Origin of the sequence: Cryobacterium sp. (genome assembly GCF_026786305.1) — a bacterium.
GTDB lineage: Bacteria > Actinomycetota > Actinomycetes > Actinomycetales > Microbacteriaceae > Cryobacterium.
The window spans coordinates 1-19,844 of sequence record NZ_JAJAYI010000052.1 but is presented as its reverse complement, the minus strand read 5'-3'; the positions used below and the strand labels follow the sequence as shown (position 1 = coordinate 19,844).

At 62.4% G+C, this 19,844-nt stretch carries 19 protein-coding genes and 3 pseudogenes; 18 read left to right on the top strand and 4 right to left on the bottom strand.

Annotated features, from left to right (window positions below; all coding sequences use genetic code 11):
- Nucleotides 1-217: 217 nt before the first annotated feature.
- Nucleotides 218-973, top strand: coding sequence for an MOSC domain-containing protein (locus tag LH475_RS05510; RefSeq protein WP_297413066.1), 756 nt, complete (start codon nucleotides 218-220; stop codon nucleotides 971-973).
- Between the two features lie 29 nt (nucleotides 974-1,002).
- On the top strand, nucleotides 1,003-1,425 hold the full coding sequence (gene arfB / locus LH475_RS05505; protein WP_196844109.1) for an alternative ribosome rescue aminoacyl-tRNA hydrolase ArfB: 423 nt from the start codon (nucleotides 1,003-1,005) through the stop codon (nucleotides 1,423-1,425).
- Nucleotides 1,426-1,434: 9 nt separating this feature from the next.
- Here arfB and LH475_RS05500 read toward each other — a convergent pair whose 3' ends face one another.
- Nucleotides 1,435-3,306 (bottom strand): FAD-binding monooxygenase, encoded by a 1,872-nt coding sequence (locus LH475_RS05500; protein WP_297413065.1) that lies wholly within the window; start codon nucleotides 3,304-3,306, stop codon nucleotides 1,435-1,437.
- Nucleotides 3,307-3,513: 207 nt separating this feature from the next.
- On the opposite strand from LH475_RS05500, the pseudogene LH475_RS05495 reads away from it, so the two are divergent.
- The 8 genes and pseudogenes from LH475_RS05495 to LH475_RS14545 all read left to right on the top strand — a co-directional run.
- Nucleotides 3,514-4,420: pseudogene (locus LH475_RS05495) on the top strand (squalene cyclase).
- 37 nt (nucleotides 4,421-4,457) lie between these two features.
- Nucleotides 4,458-4,994, top strand: coding sequence for an isochorismatase family protein (locus tag LH475_RS05490; RefSeq protein ID WP_196844107.1), 537 nt, complete (start codon nucleotides 4,458-4,460; stop codon nucleotides 4,992-4,994).
- 25 nt (nucleotides 4,995-5,019) lie between these two features.
- A pseudogene (locus LH475_RS05485) lies at nucleotides 5,020-5,186 on the top strand (MFS transporter); the annotation flags it as partial.
- 212 nt (nucleotides 5,187-5,398) lie between these two features.
- The gene (locus LH475_RS05480; RefSeq protein WP_196844106.1) at nucleotides 5,399-6,574 is read left to right on the top strand and encodes an ABC transporter substrate-binding protein; all 1,176 of its coding nucleotides are present in this window, start codon (nucleotides 5,399-5,401) and stop codon (nucleotides 6,572-6,574) included.
- A 77-nt stretch (nucleotides 6,575-6,651) separates the two neighbouring features.
- Nucleotides 6,652-7,527 (top strand): branched-chain amino acid ABC transporter permease, encoded by an 876-nt coding sequence (locus LH475_RS05475; RefSeq protein ID WP_196844105.1) that lies wholly within the window; start codon nucleotides 6,652-6,654, stop codon nucleotides 7,525-7,527.
- A 2-nt stretch (nucleotides 7,528-7,529) separates the two neighbouring features.
- A complete protein-coding gene (locus LH475_RS05470) occupies nucleotides 7,530-9,353 on the top strand; it encodes a branched-chain amino acid ABC transporter ATP-binding protein/permease (RefSeq protein ID WP_196844104.1) in 1,824 nt (607 codons plus the stop codon).
- The gene (locus tag LH475_RS05465) at nucleotides 9,350-10,063 is read left to right on the top strand and encodes an ABC transporter ATP-binding protein (RefSeq protein WP_196844103.1); all 714 of its coding nucleotides are present in this window, start codon (nucleotides 9,350-9,352) and stop codon (nucleotides 10,061-10,063) included. The genes LH475_RS05470 and LH475_RS05465 overlap by 4 nt, the downstream gene beginning before the upstream one ends.
- Nucleotides 10,064-10,122: 59 nt before the next feature.
- Nucleotides 10,123-10,365 (top strand): annotated as a pseudogene (locus tag LH475_RS14545) (hypothetical protein); the annotation flags it as partial.
- Here LH475_RS14545 and LH475_RS05460 read toward each other — a convergent pair.
- On the bottom strand, nucleotides 10,318-10,782 hold the full coding sequence (locus LH475_RS05460; protein ID WP_366145590.1) for a helix-turn-helix domain-containing protein: 465 nt from the start codon (nucleotides 10,780-10,782) through the stop codon (nucleotides 10,318-10,320). The pseudogene LH475_RS14545 and the gene LH475_RS05460 sit on opposite strands and share 48 nt — an antisense overlap.
- 380 nt (nucleotides 10,783-11,162) lie before the next feature.
- Entirely contained in the window at nucleotides 11,163-11,438 is a 276-nt protein-coding gene (locus tag LH475_RS05455) for a hypothetical protein (protein WP_196844137.1), read from the bottom strand.
- An 8-nt stretch (nucleotides 11,439-11,446) separates the two neighbouring features.
- Between LH475_RS05455 and LH475_RS14540 the strand changes: the two genes are divergently transcribed.
- The 3 genes from LH475_RS14540 (at nucleotide 11,447) to LH475_RS14530 (ending at nucleotide 12,628) form a co-directional block, all read left to right on the top strand.
- Nucleotides 11,447-11,743 carry a hydantoinase B/oxoprolinase family protein gene (locus LH475_RS14540; protein ID WP_327012135.1) on the top strand — a complete coding sequence of 99 codons (297 nt, stop codon included), beginning with the start codon at nucleotides 11,447-11,449 and terminating at the stop codon, nucleotides 11,741-11,743.
- 9 nt (nucleotides 11,744-11,752) lie between these two features.
- Nucleotides 11,753-12,121 (top strand): hydantoinase B/oxoprolinase family protein, encoded by a 369-nt coding sequence (locus tag LH475_RS14535; protein ID WP_327012136.1) that lies wholly within the window; start codon nucleotides 11,753-11,755, stop codon nucleotides 12,119-12,121.
- A gap of 354 nt (nucleotides 12,122-12,475) precedes the next feature.
- Nucleotides 12,476-12,628 (top strand): hypothetical protein, encoded by a 153-nt coding sequence (locus LH475_RS14530; RefSeq protein ID WP_327012137.1) that lies wholly within the window; start codon nucleotides 12,476-12,478, stop codon nucleotides 12,626-12,628.
- A 1,057-nt stretch (nucleotides 12,629-13,685) separates the two neighbouring features.
- On the opposite strand, the gene LH475_RS14525 is transcribed toward LH475_RS14530, so the two are convergent.
- The gene (locus LH475_RS14525; RefSeq protein ID WP_366145589.1) at nucleotides 13,686-15,041 is read right to left on the bottom strand and encodes a helix-turn-helix domain-containing protein; all 1,356 of its coding nucleotides are present in this window, start codon (nucleotides 15,039-15,041) and stop codon (nucleotides 13,686-13,688) included.
- A gap of 210 nt (nucleotides 15,042-15,251) precedes the next feature.
- Between LH475_RS14525 and pxpA the strand changes: the two genes are divergently transcribed.
- The 5 genes from pxpA (at nucleotide 15,252) to LH475_RS05420 (ending at nucleotide 19,562) form a co-directional block, all read left to right on the top strand.
- Nucleotides 15,252-15,989, top strand: coding sequence for a 5-oxoprolinase subunit PxpA (gene pxpA, locus LH475_RS05440; protein WP_196844101.1), 738 nt, complete (start codon nucleotides 15,252-15,254; stop codon nucleotides 15,987-15,989).
- Nucleotides 15,990-16,056: 67 nt separating this feature from the next.
- Nucleotides 16,057-16,293, top strand: a complete 237-nt coding sequence (locus LH475_RS05435; RefSeq protein WP_196844100.1) for an acetyl-CoA carboxylase — start codon at nucleotides 16,057-16,059, stop codon at nucleotides 16,291-16,293.
- Nucleotides 16,294-16,361: 68 nt separating this feature from the next.
- Nucleotides 16,362-17,717 (top strand): acetyl-CoA carboxylase biotin carboxylase subunit, encoded by a 1,356-nt coding sequence (locus LH475_RS05430; RefSeq protein ID WP_196844099.1) that lies wholly within the window; start codon nucleotides 16,362-16,364, stop codon nucleotides 17,715-17,717.
- Nucleotides 17,714-18,607: a carboxyltransferase domain-containing protein gene (locus tag LH475_RS05425; protein ID WP_196844098.1), complete on the top strand. Its 894-nt coding sequence runs from the start codon at nucleotides 17,714-17,716 to the stop codon at nucleotides 18,605-18,607. Before LH475_RS05430 ends, LH475_RS05425 begins: the two co-directional genes overlap by 4 nt.
- Nucleotides 18,597-19,562 carry a biotin-dependent carboxyltransferase family protein gene (locus LH475_RS05420; protein ID WP_196844097.1) on the top strand — a complete coding sequence of 322 codons (966 nt, stop codon included), beginning with the start codon at nucleotides 18,597-18,599 and terminating at the stop codon, nucleotides 19,560-19,562. The genes LH475_RS05425 and LH475_RS05420 overlap by 11 nt, the downstream gene beginning before the upstream one ends.
- Nucleotides 19,563-19,844: the final 282 nt, after the last annotated feature.

Sequence of the window (19,844 nt, the reverse complement as noted above, 5' to 3'; positions counted from 1 at the left end):
TGCACCTGGATCGTCCACGCGACAAGTGAGCGGGCGCTCACGGCATTTGTCGCTGGCTCGGGAAAGACGGATGCCTGAGGCATGGAGCACACGCGGGCAACCGGTGCCGAATCGCACCACGCCAGTGATGTCATTTTGCGGGCTCGAGGCCTGCGCTGACGTTAGCGGCTTGACACTCACCACGAAGCCCCCGGCTCGCCGATAGTGTGGTCACACTATGCAGATTCGGGACATTGGCCTGTCGGTGCTGAAGGGCGGCCGACACACGGTGCCGAGCAGAGTACTGCTCGAAGCGAGCGGCCCGGCCGGTGACCGATTGTTCGCGGTCATTGACCTTGATGCTGGCCGCGTACTAAGAACTGTCGAGAATCCCCTGTTGGTCAGCTGCGAAGCACGTTGGGATGGCGAGGTGCTGGCGGTCGACATCGGCGGGCACGCGGTGTCCGCCACGCCGAAGCAGAACGGTGACGCTCTGACGTTGGAATATTGGGAACGCGAGGTATCCATGCGCGTGGTCGACGGTCCGTGGGCCCGTGAGTTCTCCCGTCTACTCGGGCGAGACGTTGCTCTGGCTCAGATCGATACCCCGGGCGGCGTTGTCTACGGCGATACCGTCACCATCGTCACGACGAGTTCGCTTCACCGGGTCGCCGAGGAGTCGGGTATGGCCATCGACGCTCGCCGCTTTCGGGCCACGTTCACAATCGACACCGGCGACGCGGCTGCCTATGTGGAAGATGCCTGGGCTGGCCACGAAATCGAGATGGGGAGCGCGCGGCTGCTCGTGGGGGTGGGCATCCCGCGCTGCGCTGTCATTGACAGTGACCCTGACACGGGCGCTCGCGGCACGAAATTGCTGAAGACCCTCGCCCGTTCGAGGCTCACCGGCCAAGATATTCCCTTCGGCGTCTACGCCCAGGTCATTCAGCCCGGGTTGGTCAGCCGCGGTGACTCGGTAATGTTGCTCGCCTAGCCCGGCTCAACCTGTGTCACGCTAAGAACATGGATCTTGAGGTGTCGCCGGCGCTCATCATTCCTGAGCGCGAACTCGGCTGGCGATTCTCCCGCTCGTCGGGCCCCGGCGGCCAGCACGTCAACACCTCCGACAGCCGGGTCGAGTTGTTCTGGAACATCACCGAATCGACGGTGCTCTCCGACGACGAGCGGATGCTGCTTTTCACCAGACTCGAACACCGTCTCGTTCTCGGGGTGGTCACCGTAGCCGCCTCCGAGCAGCGTTCCCAACTGCGCAACCGGGAGATTGCCCTGCGTAAGCTCGCCGAGCTGGTGACAGAGGGGCTGGCCCCGGAACCGGCCAAGCGCCGCCGCACCAAGCCCACGCGGGGCTCGGCACGGCGGCACCTGGCGGCGAAACAGCAGCGCTCCGACACGAAACGCAACCGGCAGCGGCCTTCGGCCGACTAGCAGCCGCGCCTAACGCGTCAGCAGCATCTGCCGAAAGTACGCGGCGAGGTCGTCGGTGGCGGTCAACGGCACAACGTGCGCTACGTACTGGTCGGGCCGTACCACTACGACGGCGCCATCCCGGCTGATGCCGCGCTGCTCGAAGATGTCGTCTTCGGGATCAGCCGCGTACACCTTCTCGTAGTCGATCAACTCAAACGGGCCGGTTCGGGGCAGGAACGCCTCGTCAACCTGGCCGAGATCCACCTCGGTGTGTGCCTGCTGATAGATCACCTTTATATCGAAGACGCTGTCGATGTCCGTGCCCGCCGAGGTGTGCATGAGCAGCGGCGAATCGGGGGCGGTGCGCATCCACTCTGCCCACGCGCTCAGCGCGGCACTGTTCGCGCCGGCGAACGCATAAATGCGCCAGCGGCCGTCGGCGCGGTGGTGGTGGCCGAGCTGTACCGGGTTGGCGTCGGCGACCCGCACGACCGGGGCGGACTTGAAACGCTTGCCGATGGGGAACCCGGTGGCGAGCGACTGGTGGGTGGCCTCGCCGACCAACATTGACGGCGGGTACTGGGTCATGAAGCCGGCCGGAAACTCGGCCGTCTGCGTGTAAAAGTCCTCGAGAGGCACCTTCAGGTCCTCCGGCTTGGCCGCCATGAGGGTCGACCACTCCCTGTCGAAGTCAATGAGGTTCTTCGCGATCACCTGGCGCTCGGCGGAATACGTGCTGAGCAGGCTTTCGGGGCTGCGCCTGTCAAGCACGTAGGCGAGCTTCCAACCCAGGTTGAAGCCGTCCTGCATCGAGACGTTCATTCCCTGGCCGGCCTTGGCACTGTGCGTGTGGCAGGCGTCACCGGTGATGAAGACACGCGGCGAGCGGATGCCGACTTCCTCCGGGAGTAGATCGTCAAAACGGTCGGTGAGACGGTGGGCAACCTCATACACGCTGTGCCAGGCCACGTCTTTCACGTCGAGTGTATAGGGGTGCAGAATCTCGTTCGCTTTCACGATGATCTCGTCGATCGTCGTCTTGCGCACGGCACCGTTGTCGTCGGCAGCCACCTCGCCGAGGTCGACGTACATGCGAAACAGGTAGCCGCCTTCACGTGGAATGTGCAAAATGCTGCCGCCGGTGCTCGACTGGATGGCGCACTTGGTGCGAATGTCGGGAAAGTCGGTGACGGCAAGCACGTCCATGACACCCCAGGCGTGGAGGGCGGCGTCGCCGGCAAGGGTGCAGCCGATGGAATCGCGTACGGCACTTCGAGCTCCGTCGGCGCCGACCACATATTTGGCGTGCACGATGCGCTCCTGGCCAGCGAGTTCGCCGCCGGTGTGCGCGAGGGTCACGGTGACGGGGTACTCGCCCTCATTGGTGTTGATCAGGCTGACCAGCTCAAAGCCGAAGTCCGGCGTCATTCGGGTGGGAGAATTCTCCATGACCTCGGCGAAGTAGTCCAACACGCGCGCCTGGTTGACGATGAGGTGCGGAAACTCGCTGATACCGGTGGGGTCGTCAATGGCACGAGCGGTGCGGATGATGTTGGCCGGGTTCGTGCGGTCGGGCTTCCAGAACGCCATCTCGGTGATGCGGTAGGCCTCGGCGATGATGCGCTCCGCGAAACCGAAGGCTTGAAAGGTCTCGACGCTGCGGGCCTGAATGCCGTCGGCCTGACCGATCGCGAGGCGCTCGCCACGGCGCTCCACAATGCGGGTGGTAATGCCCGCAAACTGGGAGAGCTGGGCGGCGGTGATCATGCCGGCGGGGCCGGTTCCCACGATGAGAACGTCGACGTTGTCGGGCAGTTCGTCGGGGCGATCAATACCGACTCCGGCCGCGTCTTGCCTGCGGGGATCGGTGGACACATATCCGTGGTGGTGAAACTGCACGGCTTCCTCACTTCTCTGTGTGGTCTCGTAATCGTGTGGCGAGTCGAACGCCCGCGCCGCTGCGTGTTCTATAATAGAACGTGGTGTTCTATTATCATTTGTTGAATCATATATGGTCAGCACGGCAGAAGTCACCCGGGTGCCTCGATCATCGGCTAATTCGCACTCGTGCATGGTCTGGCGTTTTCGGCGGCACTGATCGAGTGGATGCTCGACTCCGACCCGTCGCTACGCTGGCGGGTTGAGCGTGACCTCGTTGGTGCGCCGCCCGAGACCTGGGAGGTGACCCGAGCGCGCGTGAACACGGAGGGTTTCGGAGCCAGACTGTTGGCCCTGCAGGATGACGACGGGCAGTGGGCGGGCGGCGCCTACTTTCCCGGGGGCTTTGACTTCACTGGCCCCGAGGCTGCGGCCGATGCCGGGCAGCCCTACACGGCAACGACCTGGGCACTCGTCGACCTGCGGGAATTCGGCGTTGATGCCGCAGCGCTGCGCGGCACGGCCGAGCGGCTCGCTGCGAACAGCCGCTGGGAATACGAAGACCTGCCGTATTGGGGCGGCGAGGTTGACTGTTGCATCAACGCCTTCACGCTGGCTAACGGAGTGTGGCTCGGGGCGGATGTCTCAAGCATCGCTCAGCGGTTCGTTGAGCACCGACTGGCCGATGGCGGCTGGAACTGCGAATGGGTGGAGGGCTCGATTCGCTCGTCGTTTCACTCCACGCTCAACTCGTTAAAGGCGTTGCTGTACTTCGAAACAGCAACCGGCGGCACAGACGAGCTGCGTGCAGCTCGTCATGCTGGAGAAGAATACCTGTTGGAGCGTCGGCTGATGTACCGCCTGTCGAGCGGCGGCCCTATACGACGGCATCGCTCCCGATCCTCGGCTCGCTGAGGCGATTGATGTAATCCGTGCCGCCCGCCAGCCCGACGGCACCTGGCTGCAGGACCGCCGCCACCCCGGGCGGGTGTGGTTTGAGGTAGACGTTGCGGCCGGGGAGCCGTCGACATGGCTCACGTTCTACGGCACCCGCGTGCTGGAATGGTGGGACGCGGTGCCTCCTGCGCGCAAAGGGCCTCTGGCGGCAAGAATTGGGCCAGACTGTGGTCAGTAGCCGCCAGCCGGGGGCGTAAAAGCAGTGGAGGTTGAGAATGGCTCGTGGCGTACTTCTCATCGATATTCAGCAGGACTATTTTGTCGGCGGCGCTTACCCGCTGGTCGGAGCTGAGGCCGCGGCCCACGTGGCCCAGGCGGTACTCGCCGATGCGCGCAGCAAGGGCGACTGGGTGGGGCACGTGCAGCACGTGGCGCAACCATCCGCCGACGGGTTTCTGGTCGAGGGCACACCGGGTGCCGAAATTCACTCATTGGTGGCGCCCCGCACGTCTGAAATCGTTATTACGAAAACCAGGCCCAACTCCTACGTGGGCACGAAACTGCAGGCTGTTCTCGATGAGAACGACATCGACGACCTGGTTGTGGTCGGCATGATGACGAGCATGTGTGTGGATGCTACCGTGCGAGCCGTGCTCGACAGCGGGCGCAGCGCGACGGTCATCGAGAACGGATGCGCGGCCCCCGATCTCGAATTTGGCGGAGAGACGGTCGATGGTCACCTCGTGCACGTGGCCTTCACGGCGGGCCTCCGTGACGCCGGCGCCACCGTCGTGAGCTGGCCCCGGAACTGAGCCGGGCGGCGCGGCGCGTAAAGCGGTGCACCCGACGCTCTTTCTCGGCGATGCGCTCGCGGCCTCATTTGTCGGGGCATCAACTCGCTCTTTCTGCTCGACGCGGAGCTCTCGAACGTCGACGTCGTCGCCGCGAACGCGTTCTTCACGGCGGGCACGGTGATCTTTGAGATTCCGACCGGGGTGGTCGCCGGGCCGGTGCGGTAGGCCTACTTCAACGACAGGATCCCGGCCAAGCAGCGCGCCACCGTCGTGTCATTTGATTCCCGGTTCGGCAGCCTCGGCGTGGTCTTCGTTCAGCCAGCCCTCGGCCGTGGTTGAGGTGGAGCGATAGGCTCTAACGACGGAACCCCGCTTGGACATCAAGTGGCACCACCGCTCGCCTTGGCCAAGGAGGTCCATTAATGCGAAGAAAACTGCTCTCTGCCGCCGTATGCGGTTCAGCTCTACTGCTCGCCATCACGGGTTGCAGCACTGCTACCGGAACGGATTCGACCGCCGACGGCGGTAAGACTGGAACCGGGACGGGAGCGGACTGCGTCATCGACTCTACCGTTCCGATCGCAGCAGCCTTCAGCCTCACCGGTGCCGCGGCACAGTACGGCGCCGGCCAGAAGAACGCCCTGGAACTCGCGGTCGATGACCTGAACAAGGTCGGCGGGGTCACCTACGAACTCACCGTCGAAGACGACGCAACCGACCCGAAACAGGCCATCCAGGTCTTCGACACCTTCGTCGCTTCCGGCGCCAGTATCATCATCGGCCCGACCCTGTCCAACACCGCCAAGCAGACCGACCCGATCGCGCAGGACGCCCAGGTCCCCGTGCTCGGTGTATCGAACACGGCGGCCGGCATCACCGAAATCGGCGATTACATCTTCCGCAATTCCCTCACCGAAGATGCCGTCATCCCACAGACCGTCAAGGCCGCCGTCGACAAGCTCGGCGTCAAAAAGGTTGTCGTCATGTACAGCAACGATGACGCCTTCACCGAGTCCGGCTACCAGGCCTTCGCCGCGGCGCTCAAGGACCAGAACGTCGAAGTGGCCGACACCCTCACCTTCTCCAAGTCGGACACCGACTTTCGCGCCCTGCTGAACAAGGCCAAGCAGTCCGACGCCGACGCCATCGTGGTCTCGGGCCTCATCGATGCGGCCGTGCCGCTCGTGAGCCAGGCCCGCGAAATTGGTATTGACACACCGATCATCGGCGGAAATGGTTTCAACTCACCCGCCCTGCTCGCCGGTGCCGGCAAAGCAGCTGAGGGCGTTATCGTGGGGGCCGCGTGGAACTCGGCATCCGACAACGAGCAGAACGTGAAGTTCATTGCGGACTACACGGCCGCTTACGATGCTGCTCCCGACCAGTTCTCCGCCCAGGCATACGCCGGCATGCAGATCATCGACCACGCCGTTCGCTCCGAATGCTCGGCCGAGCGTGAGGCCATCAAGACGGGTCTCGGCGGAATCAAGAACGTGCCGACTGTTCTGGGCGACGTGAGCCTGAATAAGAACCGCGACGCCGTGCACGACGCACTCGTGCAGATTGTCAAGGACGGCAAGTTCACCATCCTGAACTAGGCATCACCGCACTACTAATTACGCACAGGCCGTGTGCCGCCCCGGGCGGTACACGGCCAAAAACAGGGACGTCACCAATGCAACTCTTTCTGGACGGGATCTTTCTCGGTTCCATCTACGCGCTGTTCGCCATCGGCTTCACCCTGGTGTTCGGTATCCTCGACAGGCTGAACCTGGCCCACGCCGCGGTATTCACGGCTGGTGCCCTGGTGGGGATCGAGATCGTGACTCGGCTGGGCGTGCCGATCTGGTTGCTGATCCCCTTGGTGCTGATCCTCGGTGCGGTGCTGGGCATCCTGATCGAACGCATCGCGTTCCGGCCGCTCGCCGGACGGCACGACGCCCACTTTGCGGGATTGATCTCCTCGATCGCACTCGGGGCAATCATCCTGTCGTTGATGCAGGCGATGTACGGCGCCGACACTCGGCGATTCCCCGCTGATGCTTTTCCACAGGCGAGAGTGGAGATTCTCGGCGCCACCGTCTCGCTCCTGCAGGTCGTCATTCTGGTTATCAGCGTCTCGCTGATGATCGTGCTGACCTGGCTGGTGGCCAAATCCAAGCTGGGTCGCGGTATGCGCACCATCGCCGAAAACCCGCATGCCGCCGCGGTGCTGGGATTGAACGTCGGCCGGATCAGCAGCACGACCTTCGCCCTCTCGTCGGCGCTGGGCGCGGTGGCCGGCGTGCTGTTCACGCTCAACGTCAACGCCGCCTCACTCGGAATCGGTCACGCCGTGGAACTGAAGGCCCTTGCCGTGATCGTCGTCGGGGGGATGGGTTCCCTGCCCGGCGCCCTGATCGGCGGTCTCATCCTCGGCGTGGCCGAGGTTCTGGCCGTGAATTACATCGGGAGCTCGTGGCGGGACATGGTGGCGTTCGGGCTCCTATTTCTGATCCTGATCCTTCGGCCCCAGGGACTCTTCGGCGCACGCAAGACGCGGGAGGTCTGACCGTGCTTGTGGAATACAGCTCACTCATCACTCTGGTCGCGCTAACGGCGATCCTCGCCTTCAGCTTCTACGCCGTGTTGATCGCCGGGCAGCTGAGCCTGGCCCAGCTTGGGCTGGCGTCCCTGGCGGCCTTCACCTCCTCCCTCGTGGTGCCGGCCGAGCCGCTGTTCGGCTTCATCCCACCGTTGGCCGTCGGCATCGTCTTCGGCATGTGCGTCGGCATCATCGCGGCCTTCATCCTGGGGCTGCCGGTCATCCGCCTGCGGGGGGTCTTTCTGGCCATCGCCACCCTCGCCTTCGGCGAAATGGTGCGGATCTTTCTGATCAACCAATCCTGGACAAACGGCGCGCAGGGGATGAGCTTCCCCAAGCTCGTCGGCATCGAAATAGCCTGGATCGCCCTGGCGGTGGTGGCCTTCTGGTTCTGGCGTCTCTCCGGCTCCCGCATGGGGCGGGCTTTTGCGGCGATCCGCGAAGACGAACTGGCCGCCACCACCATGGGCATCGACGTTCCCCGATACCGCATGGCCTCCTTCGTCATTGCGGGTGCCGTTGCCGGTCTCTACGGCGTGCTGCTGGCCTACTTCTCTCGGTTCGCCGATCCCAACGAGTTCTCCTTCACCGCGGCCGTCGACGGCCTGGTCACGGCGGTCGTCGGCGGGGTGACTCTCTTCGTCGGCCCGGTGCTGGGCTCCGTGTTCCTCTCCGTGCTCCCCGAACTGCAGCGCGTGCTCGGCGTCGACGCCGGCTGGATCCGCCCGACGATCTCCGGAGTGCTGCTCCTGGTCGTGATCCTCTTCCTGCCGGGAGGACTGTCCGGACTCATCCCGCGGAGAAAATCCGCCAAACGCCTCATCATCGATCCGGCTGCACGGCCGGACCTGCCGGACCTGCCCGCACCCGGCACCGAGCTCGTGCGCCTGCAGGGGCTCGGCAAGTCCTACGGCGGGGTGCACGCGGTACGCTCGGTCGACCTCACCGTGGCAGCGGGGGAGGTCCTCGGCCTGATTGGCCCCAACGGCGCAGGCAAGACCACCCTCGTCAATATGGTGACCGCCTTGACGGCTCCGAGCACCGGCAGCGGCACGGTGTTGGGTGTGTCCCTCACCGACAGCACGAAGGCTCACCGCCTGGCTCAAGCCGGGGTCGCCCGCACCTTTCAGCAGATCAAGCTCTTCAACCGGCTCTCTGCTCTCGAGAACGTGCTCGTCGGCGGGTACCGCATCACGCGGGACACACTGCTCCGGCGCCTGCTATTCCTCCCGTCGGCACGGAAGTGGGAGCGCGAGGCCGTCGCCATGGCGTCCGCTCAGTTGATCCGCGTGGGGCTCGGCGACAAGGCCGCCAATGCCGCGGGTGACCTCTCCTACGGCGACCAGCGACGGCTGGAGATAGCCCGTGCGCTTGCGTCGCATCCGTCCCTGCTGGTTCTGGACGAGCCGGCGGCCGGCATGAACCACGTCGAGGCCGGCCGGTTGGCTGAGTTGATCCGGTCGCTGGCCGCCGATGGAATCGCTGTGCTGGTGATCGAGCACAATGTGCGGATGATGCTGGCGACCTGCGACCGAATCATGGTGTTGAACTTCGGTGAGGTCATCGCCTCCGGCATACCTGCCGACATCGCCAGGGACCCGCGGGTGTTGGAGGCCTACCTCGGTTCCAGCGGCTCCGACGCGGACGCCGACGCGGCGGCGGTATTGGCCGCCGAAGACCTCGCCCGGGTCACCGCACAATCGGTGCGGGACCAGGACCGGGGTCATCCCGACGCAGCCCCTGGCGGTTCGACGAACGAGAGTGGCGCAACGGACCTGGAGGACAACCGATGAGTGATCCGATCCTGAGTGTCGAAGGCCTGCAGGTCAACTACGGTCGCGTCGAGGCCGTGCGCAACGTCTCTTTCGACGTGGCGGCGGGCGCCCTGGTCACATTGGTCGGGGCCAACGGCGCCGGCAAGACCTCCGTGCTGAACGCCGTGTCTGGTCTTCTGCGCGCGCGCCGGGGTGTCATCCGGTTCAAGGGCCAGGACATCACCAAGTGGCCCGCCCACCGTCTGGTCAAGGCCGGGCTTGTTCAGGTTCCGGAGGGGCGCGAGGTTCTCGGCACCTTGACGGTGGCCGAGAACCTGAGTCTCGGTGGCTGGCACCGCGGCAGCACCCTGCACCGGAATGTGGCCGGTGTGTATGAGCGGTTCCCAGTGCTGTTTGAACGGCGCAAGCTCCAGGCCGGTGCCCTCTCCGGCGGCGAGCAGCAGATGCTCTCGATCGCCCGCGCGCTCATAGCCGAGCCGGAGATCTTACTGCTCGACGAACCATCGATGGGGCTCGCGCCGTTGATCGTGGATGAGGTGTTCGCGGTGATCGAGGAGATCCGGCTGACCGGCACCACGGTGGTGCTCGTCGAGCAGAATGCCCGGCGTGCTCTCGCGGCAGCCGATTTCGGCTACGTGCTCGAGACCGGGGAAATTACCCATTCCGGACCGGCACACGAATTGCTCGCCGACGAGAGGGTCATCGAGGCCTACCTGGGCCTGGACTAGACAACGTTCGGTCGACCATCCGCTGCGGCGCCGCCCGATCTTCCCCGTCACCGGTAACTATGATCGGTGTACTAGTGCGCACCGAGCAAAGGAAAACAATGGCCACCGGCGAGACGCAAATCGACAATGGTATTTTTCGCGTGACCAAGTGGACGATTGAACCCGGGGACGCTATTCCCATGCACGTTCATGAATATGACTATGCGGTCGTGCCTCTCGTCAGCGAAACCATGCACGTCATCAGCGCCGACGGCTCAGAAATCGTCGCTGAAATTCAAAACGGCCAGAGCTACACGCGGCCTTCCGGCGCCGAACACACCGTCGAGAATCGTGGCGCGCGCACAATCGAATTCGTTGAGGTTGAAAAACTCACCTGACGCCCGCACGTACTGGGCTTGATCTGCAATGCGATCTTGCAGCGCCAGCACATCATCCACAAATGCGAGATAAAGGTTGGCGATCGTGGCTGTGTTGCCAATCGATGTTCCCAGTAACTCTTCGCAGGTGCGCAGCCGGTACCGAACAGTGTCGGCATGAACATATATATGCCGTGCACTTCTTTCGACGTCCTGATCCAGGGCCAGGTACACGATCAGGGTTTCAATCAAGTCTCTATCCGGGTTGAGGGTAGCGACAAATTTGCGCAATTTGTCTTCGAGCTGAGGTGCCTCGCGTCGTGCCAGTAGCCAGCTGGCGAGGTCGACCTCGTCCAATCGCACCACACCGTGCGCTGCGCTCCGGGGTGACTGCCCGCTTGTGTCGTGCGGCGGCGCGCTATCTCGAGCGCCGTCTCGGCCTCGCGGAATGCCAGGGGGGTACTGGCCAGTTCGCTGAACGGTTCCGAGGTGCCGACGACGAGTTCGGCTCCGGCCAGGGTGAGCCAAGCGGCCAGAACGGCCGAGTTGGCGACGAGGGCGTGAATGCTCGCCATCGTTCGTGACCCCCCTCCGTTCTCATCGAGCAGCAAGCCCTGACCATTCAGCGCCGTCTCCTGCAGTAAGTCCTCGATGCGGTGTTCAGCCCGAAGTTACGTGTTGGGTTGATGTGTTTATTGCGGTTTGGTCAGGGGTTTTATTGATTGGTGTATGGGTGCTTCTGTCTACTTCAGGGTGAGGGGGATGGTGGCGCCGATGAGTTCGAACGCGCGGCGTTGAATCGGGGTCGGCAGGGCGAGGGTCGGGATGGTGGGAGTGGTCTCGTCAGCGCCGTATCGGAGGTCGTTGCGGGTTTGCGTGGCGAGGTGGTTGAGGAGGCCGGTGAAGCTGTAAGCGGCCTCGCCGGCGGACGTATCGTGGGTGGATGCTTTCTGCTGCGCGGCCGCTGAGCGGTGTTCGGCGTCGGTTGGAGGGACGTCCGCACGGTGTGCGGGAAACAACCGACTACATGGACAATGACCCGGGCAAAGCCGAAGGCCTCATGCCGATCAAGATCAAGCTGACCATTGATGACAGCGGCATCCATTATCACTTGGCCGGATCAGCCCCGGTGGTGGCGACGTTCCTGAACTCCGGTTACGGAACCACCTTCTCGGCGATCTACGCCGGTACAAAGACGTTCTCTCCAGATGTCCCACTCAACTCCGGTTTCTATACGGCCGTCACCGCCGACATCGGCCCGGAGGGCACTGTGGTCAATGCCTGCTGGCCAAACGCCGTGACCGGATTCTGCTCCGGCCCCTAGGGGAAGCTCATGAACGGCATCTTTGAGATCTGGTCGAAGATCATGCCGGAACGCGCTATGGCCTGCGGCTTCAACCGGGAATACCTACTCGTCGGCGGTAAGGACGGCCGTGGAGCCACGGCTCCCGTCTTCGGTGCCGGACTGGCCGTTCAACCCGTGGACGGCCAGGAACGCCTCTCACCGATGTTGACGTCGATGCATCAGATCGGTATTGATTCTGGCGTGCCAGGGCGTTTTCGGGGCGGAGTGGGTATCGAGATGGGTGGTATGTTCACGGATGCGCAGAACGCGGTCATGAGCTCCTGCTGTGATCGTGCACGTTCCATCACTTGGGGCATCGCGGTGGTCTTCCGTCGATTCCGCACGGAGTCTGGTTGAACACGGGCACCGAAGGTGAACGCTTTCTCGGTTCCAACTTCTCGTCGGTTCCAACTTCTCGTCGGTTCCGGTTCAATCGGGCGACTCCTTCGCGCGGCCGTCCGCCGGCGGCGGTCACGGTGAACCCCTTGAGTGCACGTACCTTGACGTGCTCGACGACGTCATCGACGGCTACGTCGCCATCGAGCGGGCCGCTAAAACCACGGCGTGGTCATTACCGCAATCGAACCCGACCTGGATGCTTACGAGGTTCACGAGGTTCACGAGGTGGCGAGTGTGGCACTGCGACTCGACATCGCAGCCCACCGTCTCGGGTGACTCACAGAAGATCCCACGCCCGTCTCTGCCCGCTTCGTGAGCGGTGACATCGACCTGCTTGAGGTCATCCGCCGCTACGGCGTCATTCTTGACTGGGGCACCGGTGAGCTTTTTGCCACGACTACCCTGGAGCACCGCGCCCTGATGGAGCGTCGTTCCTCATCGCACTGGCCGGTCGTTTCGGCCTGACTTGCGCCGATTTCAGCCCGCCACGGGCGAGGAATTGCGTGTGCATCTGTACCGGGCCTGATCGATCTATCTTGCATCGGCCTACTGGCCAGGATCCACAGCTCGTTCACCTACTTGCACAAGTCCATTTCAGCCAATGGTCTTCTGTTCATTGACGACTGCAACATTCCGGCCGCCGTTGCACCTGAAAACCTGTAGTGCACCACCCATCACGAAACATTTTGCCGGGCGTCATCGGCCCTAATGGAGGTACAGAGTGCATGTGAATCTGACCGGCAGCAACACGACCGTTGAGGCTACCGATGCCCTCTACCGCGAGGGCAACGACGAAGACCAGATGACCAAGGGATCGCTCTCGATGGCGTGGTACGGCGTCGCACGCGCCATGTTTTTTGTCTATATCGGTGCGGCGCTGGCCCTGGCCTACGGCACGGTGGATGCGCTGATCGGACTGGCGCTCACCATCGTGGCCTCCGGGCTGATCAACCGCGTCCTGTCGAAATACGCCATCCACTACGCCGTCTTCGAAGGTTCGATTGTCGCCTACGCCTTCCAGGTTACCTTTGGCGGTGAGATGTGGATGTGGTACCCCATCGTGGTCTTCGTTTCCCAGACCCGTATCAACACGGCCCACTACTACCTGGGAGCGGCAAACCTCAAGTCATTCGGCGAACGGGTATTCCGCGTCAAGCTTCCTAATCTGGTGTGGGTGCTGACATCGTCCGTGATCATCTTCCTCCTGATGCTCCTGCCGATCGTGAAGTACATTCTGCTTGCATTGGCTTGGCAGGGCGTCCGGGTCACAGCGTGGGTTGCCATCGCCGTTACACACATTCTGATTACGCGAGGGCAGAGTCACGAGCACGGGATGCTGGCCGATGTGCACTACCGCAGGTTCAATAACTCGGGACTGATCGCCTGGATCGTCGCAACACTCACCGGCATCGTCATGCTGCAGCTGGGTTTGTTCAACGCGGATCTTGCCGGGGTTGGCGCTACGTGGGGCCCCATCCTCACGGCTGTCGTCGCATCAGCCGTCTACGCCGTTCGGTTTCTGCTACTTATCGCCGAGGTCAATGAGGCGAAGCGCGAAGAGGCACGTTGCCTGTCCCTCAACCGAATTGAGGTTGAGTTGCAGAAGCGTTTCAATCTTGCGCAGTCGATAGTTGAGCGAATTGCGGTGAATGAACAGGGCGCCACAGGTCTTCGATGGCTGTGCGTCATTGTCGAGATACGTGCGCAGCGTCTCCAGCAGCGGACCGGCGCGTTTCGTGTCTTGATCCACAAGCGGGGCCAGCAACTTGCGTGCGGATTCCTTCGCACCTCGCCCGGCCGTGGCGGTGACCACGGCGCTGAGTCCCAGTTCGGGAGCGAGCTGGGGTCGGTCTATGCGCTGCACCAGCTGCAGCGAGTGCACGACGGAAAGTCGCAACTCGAACAGGCTGAGCATCGCGCGCTTGAGTACCAGTGGTTGCCGATCATGGATGCGCAACAGCCGGTTGGCGACGGCCTCAAAGTCATCGCGCGGATTCTGGGCGAAGGCCACCAGTCGGTCCCCGAACTCGGTGACCCGCACGGTGTGGAACATCTCGTGGAGCGCCACGCGCAGTTGCCAGGACGTCGACGCAAATTCCCCGCCCATATCAGCGACCAGAACGGATGTCTCGACCCGGGGATCCAGCCCAATGTCCTGAAAGGCTTTACGCACATCGAGGTGGGTCGCCTCTTCCCACGACTCACAGGCGAGCACAAAACTCTTGATCTCCTGCTGGCGACTGGCATCCACGAGGACGGACCGATTGAGCTGCAAGGCGATGATGGAGGCGACAGGGCCGAGAAGGGAGGCGAGGGGACTACCGCTGTCCGTTTCCCTGATCGCCAGACGGCACGGATTGTTGAGACCCATCGGGAGGGGAATACTGAGCACACCCGCCTGCGGTTTTGTTCTCGCTCCCGACGTCCAGGTGGCCAAGGCGGGATACTGCGCTATAACCGTGCCGTAGGCGTCGTATACGGCCAACGGCGACTGGATGACGCTGTAAACGGTCGCGAGCAGGGTGACGACCTCGGCGTCCTGGTTCGCCAGGCGGGCGCATTCGTCTGCCAATCTCCAGCCGCGGTTCACCACAGCAAGGCGCTCGGCGTGCATGACGCTCTCGATATAGCGGTTCACCTGAAGCGGGGGAACAGCTGCGGGCACTTCCAGCAAGGGAACATCGCGCTCGGTGCAGGCCGCGATCAGACCGGGCGGAAGTGCGCGATGGGCCATACCGGTTGCGAAAACAATCGCTGAGACGGGCACGTCGATCAGTCGTTCCACGAAAGCATCCCAGGTGCGTTCATCGGAGAAATTCATTCCAATTCCGCTGGTCAGCAGGAGGGAATGAGGATCAAGAAATGGGGTCGGGTCCATCAGTTCCGTGGGAGCACATCCGCTCAACTCGGTCGCCAAGCGTGCTTCCGATGACGGTGTCTGCAGCAAGAGTTGCAGGGAACGTTCCAGGAGTAAATCGACCACGCGCATCCAAAAATCTCGTTCCTTTGGTATTTTGCACAAAGTTTTTTGCAAGTTTAGGGCAACTGCCTACTGGGCCGCGACGCGGCGGCACCGTAGCGTGGAGTCATGGACGACGTGCATATCAACTCGAACATCACCATTAATTCCGACATGGGCGAATCCTTCGGGATTCACAGCTTCGGCAATGACGAGGCTCTGATGAAGCTGGTCGACGTCGCAAACGTTGCGTGCGGCTTTCATTCCGGAGATCCCGATGCCATGGATGCGACCGTTGCGCTCGCCAAGGAGCACGGTGTGCTCGTCGGGGCGCATCCGGGGCTGCCCGATTTGGTTGGGTTCGGTCGTCGTGAGATGAAACTCACGCCGGCTGAGGTGGAGTCAATCATTCTTTACCAGGTGGCAGCGCTCGTTGGCTTTCTTGGCAAATACGACCTGCCTTTGAACCACATCAAACCGCACGGTTCCCTTTTTGGAATGTTGGCGCGCGATGAGGCGCTGATGCAGGGCGCCGTTAACGTTGCCAAATTCTATGGCGTTCCCCTTTTTGGAATAGCCGGGAGCGCCCATCAATCTGTTGCCGAGCGCAATGGCGTTGAGTTCGTTGGAGAGTTGTATGTGGATCTCGACTACAACGCCCAGGGCGGCCTGATCATTCTGCGGCGTCCCGAAGAGACCAACCCGAACGAGGCGGCGGAACGTGTGCGCCGAGTGCTGCAGGACGGCACCGTTCTCGCAACCGATGGCACCGTTCTTGAAATTCCCTTCGGCAGCATCTGCGTGCACTCAGACGCGCCAAACTCTCCCGCAGTAGCCCTCGCCGTTGGTGGAGCCCTCGGCCGGTAATCGCGACACCGCAGCACTCGCTCGAGAGGCGTGCACTCACGCCGACGAGCCCGACGAAAGTGAACTTATGAGCCACCAGATTATTTCCCCCCTTCCCGGCATCTTCTACCGCAAGCCTGGCCCGGGCAAAGAGCCGTATGTCAACGAAGGCGACAGTGTGTCGGCCGGGCAGACCATTGGCCTCGTCGAGATTATGAAGCAGTTCAGTGAGGTGCGCGCAGAATTCGACGGCGTGTTGGACAAATTTGAAATCGAAGACTTTGGTGTTGTCAATCCCGGTGATGTCATCGCGATCACGTCCTGATCTGCAGCAGGTACCTACCTGCCGCCCCATGCCTTTCCAACGTTTCACTCGACTCACTGGAAGACTCAATGCAGAAATTGCTCATAGCTAACCGCGGCGAAATTGCCGTTCGAATCATTCGCACTGCTCGAGAAATGGGCATCGTGACCGTGGCGGTCGTCAGCGAAGCCGACAAGTCGTCCTTCGCTGCGGACCTCGCTGATGAGGTCATCGTTGTCGGTCCGGCCCCGGCCGGACTCAGTTATCTTAACCACGAAGCCGTTCTGAAGGCCGCCCTCGATAGCGGGGCTGACGCCGTGCACCCTGGCTACGGGTTTTTATCGGAAAACGCCGAATTTGCGCGCAAAGTGATTGGTGCCGGGTTGACCTGGGTTGGGCCCTCGCCGGAATCGATCGAGCTCATGGGGGACAAGTCACGAGCCCGCCGGGCGGCGATCGATGCCGGTGTGCCCACGCTCCCCGGCACCGAGTGTGCGCTTCAAGAGGGCGATGATATTGACGCGATCGCCGCCGAGATCGGATTTCCACTGGTAGTCAAGGCATCCGCCGGGGGTGGCGGGCGAGGCATCCGTTTGGTCGAAGAGCCGGCTCAGCTGCGTGGCACCGTTGAGATTGCCCAGGCTGAGGCGCTGGGCGCCTTCAATTCCTCCGACGTCTACTTCGAGAAGTTCGTGACGAAGGCTCGCCACGTGGAGGTGCAGATTCTCTGCGACGGAGAAACATACCTCCACCTGGGGGATCGAGACTGCTCAATGCAACGTCGCCAACAGAAGATCCTTGAGGAAGCTCCGGCTCCGGACCTTCCGGAGGCAGTGCGGGAACGAATGCGCGAATCCTCGGTGCAACTGGCGCGCCAGGCCCACTATGTCGGAGTTGGCACCGTGGAGTTTTTGTACGACCCGACCAGCCATGAGGTTGCTTTTATCGAGATGAACACCCGGATTCAGGTGGAACACACCATTACCGAGGCGATCACGGGTATGGATCTGGTACGCGAGCAGTTGCGCATTGCCGTGGGGGAGAAACTCTCCATCACTCAGGACGACATCCAGTTTTCTGGGCACGCTCTCGAATTTCGCATCAATGCCGAAGACCCAGACAACAAATTCATGCCCAGCCCGGGCACGATCAAGACCATGAACCTGCCCGGGGGCGCCGGCGTCCGATCCGATTTCGGCTTTATCGCGGGCAAGACCGTCGCACCGTTCTACGACTCCCTGCTGGGCAAGATCATCGTGTGGGCGCCAACGCGTGAACTCGCCATTGCACGATCGGAGCGGGCCCTCCGTGAAGCCCACATTGAGGGGGTCCGGACGACCATTGGTCTGCTCACCTCCCTCGTCACCCTCCAGGACTTTGCCGAGGTCAATCACCACACCACGTACATCGAATCCTTTCTTGACTCGTTGGGAGACACGCAATGACACAGCAAACCACAGCTCGATACACCTGGGGCGGCGACGAATTTCTCTTCGTCGAGATCGCAGAGGGCATGTCCCTGGAAGCGAACTTCATCTCCAACAGCATTGCGAATGCCTTGGAGGCGCGAGAACTTGTCGGCATCGTGGACATCTGCCCGGCCAACGCCTCCTTGCTGGTGCGTTTCGATCCGGATGCCGTGGCGTGGCAGGAACTTGAGCGAGTTGTGCACATGCTTGAGGACGAAGTACGGGCAGCAACCGACAAGGTTCTTGAGACACGCATCATCGAGATTCCGGTCTGGTACAACGATCCCTACACGAACGAAACGGGCGCCCGATTTCGTGAGGGATACCACCAGCGGCCCGAAGGTAACGACCTGGACTATGCGGCCGAGGTCAATGGTCTGGCCGATTCCGAGGAATTCATCACCCGACATCACGAATCCCCGTGGCTGGTTTCCATGGTCGGTTTCGTGGCTGGTCTGCCCTTTCTCTTTCAGCTCGTGGACCGTGAAAAGCAGCTCGAAGTACCCAAGTATCTGAGCCCCCGCACGGATACGCCCGCACTGACCGTTGGTTATGGCGGCTGCTTCAGCTGTATCTATTCCGTGCGGGGCGCCGGCGGATATCAAATGTTCGGTATCGCAGCCGCGCCGATCTTCGATCCGTCGCAGGGCCTGGAAGACTTCGCGGATTTCATGGTCTTCTTCAAACCGGGCGACATCGTCAAATTTAAGCCGATTGATGAAACCGAGTACCGGCGAATTCGAGCTGAAGTAGACGCAGGAACCTTCCGTTATCGGCAGGCACCGATCGCTTTCGATCTGGGAGCGGCCTTGGCTGACCCCGACGGCTACAGGTTGTCACTTCTGGAGGCACTCAATGGCATTTAACATTCTCGAACCCGGCCTCTCGACGACTGTGCAGGACCAGGGACGGATCGGCTATTACCGATTTGGCATTCCGCAGGGCGGGTCAATGGATCAATACTCAGCCACGTTGGGCAACCGCTTAGTAGGAAACACTGCGGCGGAGGCGGTGCTGGAGTGCACCTATATTGGCCCCAAGATCGTGACGACGGCCGACGCCGTGATCGCCGTGACCGGTGCGCCTGTTGATGTCTTCGTCAATGGCGAGATCGTGCCCGAATACGAGAGAATTACGCTCGTGGCCGGAGACGAATTGAAGTTCGGTGTGATCAAGGGCGGCACCAAGTATTTCATCGCCGTGTACGGCGGCATCGACGTACCCCAGGTTCTCGGATCGCGCTCGACGTATCCGATCGGCGCCATCGGCGGAGTCGAGGGGCGTGCCCTTGCCAGCGCGGATCTGGTTCCGATTGGTGTTGGGTCGGACAACGGTTTACCCGTGCTGCGCTCCATCGCACCCGAGGATCGTCCGGTCTACTCCAAGGACGTGAATATTCGGGTCATGCTCGGACTCTACGACCACAATCTCTCGGCCAGCGGGCTGGACAGTCTGCTCAACAGTGAATGGGTGTTGACTCCCGTCGCAGATCGTATGGGCCTACGCTACAGCGGACCCGGGGTGGAGTGGAAAGTCCGGAAACAACCGTTTGGTGCCGGGCAGGACCCGTCAAATATCGTTGACGCTGGTTACGCCGTAGGCTCCATCCAGATTCCCGGCGGCACCCAGCCGATCATTCTGCACCGCGACGCCGTCTCGGGTGGGGGATACGCCATGGTCGCCACGGTCATATCGGCAGACATGGATCTGGTCGCTCGCTGTGCGCCGGGTACGAAAACACACTTTGTCGCCGTGACGATGGAACAGGCACTTGACGCACGCCGTGCGAACACCTCCCGGGTTGCCCGAATCTGGTCGTAACCTGTTCGGCCGCTCTTCGTGAGCTTGGCTGGAAAGCCACTGACGAGCATCCACGGCATCTTCTGCGCGTCGGCAAGCGATACTGGATTCATGGACGACAAAGGTTCCCTCGCCGATTTTCTACGCTCAGCGCGGGCCCGGCTGACGCCGGCGGAGGTCGGGCTGCCGGTAGACCCGAACGCGGCCCCCCGCCGGGTGCCTGGCCTGCGCCCCCGCGCGGTGGCGGCGGTGGGCGGGGGGGGCGGGGGCTAATTAGCTGGGAGTGGGGAGGGTGGTGGGGCG

Excerpts from the sequence above, each read along its gene's own strand:
- LH475_RS14540 (WP_327012135.1), top strand. The coding sequence starts at position 11,447 with ATGGACAATGACCCGGGCAAAGCCGAAGGCCTCATGCCGATCAAGATC.
- LH475_RS05480 (WP_196844106.1), top strand. The coding sequence starts at position 5,399 with ATGCGAAGAAAACTGCTCTCTGCCGCCGTATGCGGTTCAGCTCTACTG.
- LH475_RS14535 (WP_327012136.1), top strand. The coding sequence starts at position 11,753 with ATGAACGGCATCTTTGAGATCTGGTCGAAGATCATGCCGGAACGCGCT.
- LH475_RS05430 (WP_196844099.1), top strand. The coding sequence starts at position 16,362 with ATGCAGAAATTGCTCATAGCTAACCGCGGCGAAATTGCCGTTCGAATC.
- LH475_RS05420 (WP_196844097.1), top strand. The coding sequence starts at position 18,597 with ATGGCATTTAACATTCTCGAACCCGGCCTCTCGACGACTGTGCAGGAC.
- pxpA (WP_196844101.1), top strand. The coding sequence starts at position 15,252 with ATGGACGACGTGCATATCAACTCGAACATCACCATTAATTCCGACATG.
- LH475_RS05425 (WP_196844098.1), top strand. The coding sequence starts at position 17,714 with ATGACACAGCAAACCACAGCTCGATACACCTGGGGCGGCGACGAATTT.
- LH475_RS05465 (WP_196844103.1), top strand. The coding sequence starts at position 9,350 with ATGAGTGATCCGATCCTGAGTGTCGAAGGCCTGCAGGTCAACTACGGT.
- LH475_RS05435 (WP_196844100.1), top strand. The coding sequence starts at position 16,057 with ATGAGCCACCAGATTATTTCCCCCCTTCCCGGCATCTTCTACCGCAAG.
- arfB (WP_196844109.1), top strand. The coding sequence starts at position 1,003 with ATGGATCTTGAGGTGTCGCCGGCGCTCATCATTCCTGAGCGCGAACTC.
- LH475_RS05510 (WP_297413066.1), top strand. The coding sequence starts at position 218 with ATGCAGATTCGGGACATTGGCCTGTCGGTGCTGAAGGGCGGCCGACAC.
- LH475_RS14525 (WP_366145589.1), bottom strand. The coding sequence starts at position 15,041 with ATGGACCCGACCCCATTTCTTGATCCTCATTCCCTCCTGCTGACCAGC.
- LH475_RS05490 (WP_196844107.1), top strand. The coding sequence starts at position 4,458 with ATGGCTCGTGGCGTACTTCTCATCGATATTCAGCAGGACTATTTTGTC.
- LH475_RS05475 (WP_196844105.1), top strand. The coding sequence starts at position 6,652 with ATGCAACTCTTTCTGGACGGGATCTTTCTCGGTTCCATCTACGCGCTG.